At 63.0% G+C, this 4,621-nt stretch carries 5 protein-coding genes; all 5 read right to left on the reverse strand.

What is annotated here, in order from left to right; all coding sequences use genetic code 11:
• Nucleotides 1-395, reverse strand: a 395-nt coding sequence (locus VFP86_18685) for a polysaccharide deacetylase family protein (protein HET9001675.1), incomplete at its 3' end; no start/stop codon positions are given.
• Nucleotides 396-445: 50 nt separating this feature from the next.
• Entirely contained in the window at nt 446-1,435 is a 990-nt protein-coding gene (locus tag VFP86_18690; GenBank protein ID HET9001676.1) for an alpha/beta hydrolase-fold protein, read from the reverse strand.
• A gap of 35 nt (nt 1,436-1,470) precedes the next feature.
• Nucleotides 1,471-3,243 carry an ABC transporter substrate-binding protein gene (locus VFP86_18695; GenBank protein ID HET9001677.1) on the reverse strand — a complete coding sequence of 591 codons (1,773 nt, stop codon included), beginning with the start codon at nt 3,241-3,243 and terminating at the stop codon, nt 1,471-1,473.
• 97 nt (nt 3,244-3,340) lie between these two features.
• Nucleotides 3,341-4,201, reverse strand: coding sequence for a M55 family metallopeptidase (locus VFP86_18700; GenBank protein HET9001678.1), 861 nt, complete (start codon nt 4,199-4,201; stop codon nt 3,341-3,343).
• A gap of 26 nt (nt 4,202-4,227) precedes the next feature.
• The coding region (locus VFP86_18705) for an ABC transporter permease (protein ID HET9001679.1) at nt 4,228-4,621 on the reverse strand (394 nt) is incomplete at its 5' end.

The following is a 4,621-nucleotide window of genomic DNA, read 5'->3' on the forward strand; positions in this document are numbered from 1 at the left end:
GGGTTGACATCAGCATAGATGATCTTGAGCTCGAGGGACATCGCCAGTGGAGATTGCAGGACGACCGCGAAGTTGTCGAGATAGTGGAACCGGAGGAACTCGGAGGGCTTCCCGGTGATCGCGGTGATGGCGGCCTCTGCCCGATCGAAGTCTCCAATCTCCTTGACGTGCTGGTGGCTGTGGTTCCCGATGACATGCCCTGCGCCGGCGATGCGCTCGACCGCTTTCGGAAACCGTTCCGCCCACTTTCCAATGACGAAGAATGCCGCCCGCACGTCCTTCATTGCGAGGATGTCCAGCACCTGGTCGGTTCGAGGAGGATTGGGACCGTCGTCGAACGTGAGCGCAACCGCAGGTCGGTCGCGCCGAGCGTGATTATGATACCGAACTCGCACGGGGCGTCTCCTCTCGCCGGCGCGAGCCCGGGCGCTGGATCATGTAGTGTTCACGCGATCACGGCGGCGATCCGGCTCAACGACTCCACGTACCGGTAGTTGACGTACAGGTGATCGTCATCGTACTCGTAGTGTTCGTGTTTGATGCCGAGGCTTGTCAGCTTGCGTGAGAGGAGACGCGCTCCAAAGTGGAGATAGTACTGATCGCGGTTACCGCAGTCCAGGTAGATCATCCGCATCGACCGGAGCGCGTCCGCATGCGACTCCGCCAGCGACACGGGGTCGAGCGCTGTCCACCGGGCCCAGACGTCGGGGAGCAACTCGCCGGTCACGATGTCGACCGGGAGGTCGAAGTAGTAGGGCGGACGATCCGGATTCGGCGAGAAACACATCGACAAAGCAGCGATGTAGGCGCTGTCGTACCGCTTCGGGAGGGCGAGGTAGTGGTCCAGAAATTTCTCCACACCGCCAGCCCGGTGTGCCTGGTTGAGGAACTCCCAGAACAGCGGACGATACGCAGCCTCGAAGTAGATATCGCCGCTGTGCGATGCGACGGCGCAGAAGTTCTGTGGGTGGCGTATCGCCAGCGCCAAGGCCCCGAACCCCCCGCTTGATTTGCCATCAACGCCCCGGTGGGCTCGCCCTGGCTTCGTGCGGTAGGTTCGGTCGATGTATGGGATCAGCTCGCCGATGATGTAGTCCTCGTACTGGCCGTTCGCAGGAGAGTTGAGGTACAGCGACCCTCCGAAGCGCGTAAAAGCATCGACCATGACGAGGATGGTCTCGGGAGCCCCCCCGTGGATAATACGGTCCATGCACATCGGGAGCGAGGGTATCCCCGGGCTGCCGTTCACGCCCCAGAGCGCCGTTTGCGCGAACCCGTGGCACCAGAAGATCACCGGGTACCGATCGCCCGAGGCGTCGTAGCTCGGCGGGAGGTACACTGGAATCGTCCGCACGTACGGATCGCCGTGGGGATTGCCCCGCAGGGCGTGGCTCTCGAATCGATCGAGGATGACGCGCCCGATCTTCTCCGGCATCTTTCGCTCTCTCAGGACGCCTGGCTGCCTCGCCCCTAGTGCTTCGTGATCGGGTAGTAGTACCACGCCAAGGAGAACATAGCATTCGTGTACCATCCGTGCACCCAGTCGCGGTAGACGACGGGGACCGTGCCGTACCCCAGGTACACGACCGGCACATCTTCGTACGCGACTTGCTGAACCTTGCGATATAACTCGGCCCGCTTCCCCTCATTGGTCTCGGTCCGCGCGTCTTCGATCAGCTTATCGAGCGCGGGGTTCGAGTAGCCGTACTGCGGCGCGTAGTTCGTCCCGGTGTGCATATACGCCGCCACGAAGTCGTCTGGGTCCGCGAAATCGACCCCGAAGCCGAGCCAATACAGCGTGCCCTTCCGCGCCGAAATGTTAGGGAAGTAACTCGGGCCGGGGAGCGAACGGATGTCGACCCGAAACTTCGGGTTCAGGGATTCCAGATTCTCTTTCAGGATGCGCGTCCCGATGATTCGGTGGGGGTTCCCGGCGTTGAACGTCTCGGTGAACTTGAAGCCCTTGTCCCACACCTGCCCGCTCCAGGCCTGCTTGAACTCCGCGACGGCTTTCTCCCGGTCGGTCTGGTACCATTTGTTGCGAACGTCGTATCCGAGCAGCCCGGCTGGGACCGGGCCGTTCCCGGCGATCATCTTCCCGCTCCAGGCGGTCTGCCAATACGTGCCGTAGTCGAAGGTGTATGCGATCGCGCGCCGCACGTGGATGTCGGAGAAGAAATCCGGCGGGATGCCGTTGCCGTCCAGCTTGCCGCTGCCGATGTCGGGGTTACCCTCCGGGTTGATCTTCATGTTCATGAAGAAGGACTGCGTGAACAACTGCGGCACATTCTCGACGATGCGGACGCCGGCGGCGCCCCGAACCGACGCGAGATCGCCGTACCCCGTCTCGATCACGTCGGCATCGCCGGTCGTCAGCATCAGGCGGCGCGCAGGAAAGTCCTGCACGACTTTGAAGACGAGTTGCTTGAGCTTGGCGGGCGGGCGCCAGTAGCCGTCCCACCGTTCCAGCACGATCTGGTTGATCGAGCGGTTCCAGCTGGCCAGACGGAAGGGGCCCGTGCCGAGGTCTTTCTGAAACAGTTCGGTCTTATCCGGGCTCGCGGGGTTGTTGTATTTTGCCAGTGCCGCCTTTGACCCGTCCCAGCCGCCGGCGCCTACCACCGCGGGCTTCGAGTGCACGAGCGAGAACGAGGCCATGATCGAGAGAAAGCCGCTGTAGGGGGCCTTGAGGGTGAACACGACATCGTGACCCTTCACCTGAATCGCGCGATCTATTTCGTCGAACACGGTGGGGATCAGCTTGCCGCTGGCGTCGCGTGTGCTATCTCGGCCGATGAGCGGGGTGAGCACAATCCACGATCCTCCACTGTCCCGGTCGACCAACGCAAAGCGCATGATCGAGTACTTGACGTCTTCCGGCGTCATCACGGACCCGTCGTGGAACTTCACCGCGCTCCGGATGTGAAACGTGTACGTCCGGAGGTCCTTGGAGATCGTCCCATCCTGGAGGGACGGCACGTTCGTCGCGAGCATCGGAGCGTACCGACTCGTCGAGCCACCGTCGAAGAAGATCAACGGCTCGTACATCATGTAGGCGACCGGCTCGCGACTGTAAATGTCGTCGGCCCACGCGGGATCCAGGCTTTCCGGTGAGCTGATCCTCACGACTACCAGTGCGTCAGGATTCTTGATCGGCTGCGCGAGCGTCGTCGCCGTGAGGCCGAGCAGGGCGACCGCCCACAGGCCCGCGAGCATCCACGAACTCGTACGAACGGCACGCATCCGTTCACCTCCACCAAGGATCACGACCTCGTCTTCCCGCTTACTGGTCCTTCCTCTTCATCATGAAAGCGTATTTACGCGCCTCTTTCGATCTGGGTCACACGGGAAAGCGGCTCATCATCACGTTCAACAACGCCCGCCATGCCTTGAAGACGCTGAGGACATCAGGACCCTCGTAACCGACCGATCTCGGCCCGAGCCGGTTCACGCCGGGCAACAGGCTGGCGAGATCTGCGAGGTCCGGGCTCACGATGTCCACCTCGAGCCGAATCGGCGGAGCCACTCGATACGGGCGGAGCCGCGCGGCGCGCCGGACCGCTTCGGCGGCTCCATCTTTAATGGCTGCCCGGGCCTTTTCGGGGTGCAGGTGGACCGCCGCGTGGGTCCCCAACGCGCGCTTCACCTCCACGCCCACCACCTCGGATCCCAGCAGGCTTTGCGCTTGCGCAACAACCGTGTTGTCGCCGGTGACGAGGACCACCGGCACGCGAAAGTGACCTGCGACCGCGGCATTGATCCCATACTCGCCCATCGAGATCCCGTTCAGCCGCAAATCTTGGATGATGCCGATATAGGTGTGGGCCAGCACCGAGGCCGGGGTCCCAGCACTTCCATGATAGCCTGTGAACATTACGGCGCCAAAGGTCTCATCCAACCCTTCGAGCATACAGAGCATCTTCGGCGTGCCGCTCACGTACCTGGCGTCGCGGTGCAGGGCGAGCGGCAGCAGGTTCCGCATGCTCCCGTGGGCGTCGGTGACCCACACCTCCGTGGCCCCGCCCTGAAAGGCACCCGTGATCGCCGCGTTGACCTCCTCGGTCATGAGCCGTCGCGCCCAATCGTACTCGGCGGCGTTGTGTTGCATGCCCGTCAACATGGCACGGTCGGGGATGGCGGTGTGCGCCCGATCGACGATGCCTGCGGTCCCTTCCATGTCTGCCGAGATCAGCACCTTCATCTAGACACCTCGAACGGCGGAATCGATCAACCTCCGGGACGGAGGTAATCAGTGAGGGCATCGCCCAGAAGGTTGAACGTCACCCCTACCCACAGGAGGGCGAGGCCGGGGAATAGCACCATCGCGGGAGATGTGAGCAGAAAGTCGCGCCCCTCCGCGATCATGAGCCCCCACTCGGGAGTAGGAGGTTGGACCCCCAGACCGAGAAAGCTGAGCGCCCCGCCCAGCAGGATGTTGAGCACCGCGTCGGACATGGCGAAGATGATTCCCACGGTCACCACGTTGGGCAACAGGTGGCGGCGGATCACGCGCGCGTCGGAGGCGCCGAGGGCGCGTGCACCTAGGATGTACTCGCGGGTCTTGGCCGCCAGGATTTCGCCGCGGATGACCCGCGCGTATGCCACCCATCCCGCGACCACC

This window comes from bacterium (assembly GCA_035703895.1).
Classification (GTDB): domain Bacteria; phylum Sysuimicrobiota; class Sysuimicrobiia; order Sysuimicrobiales; family Segetimicrobiaceae; genus Segetimicrobium.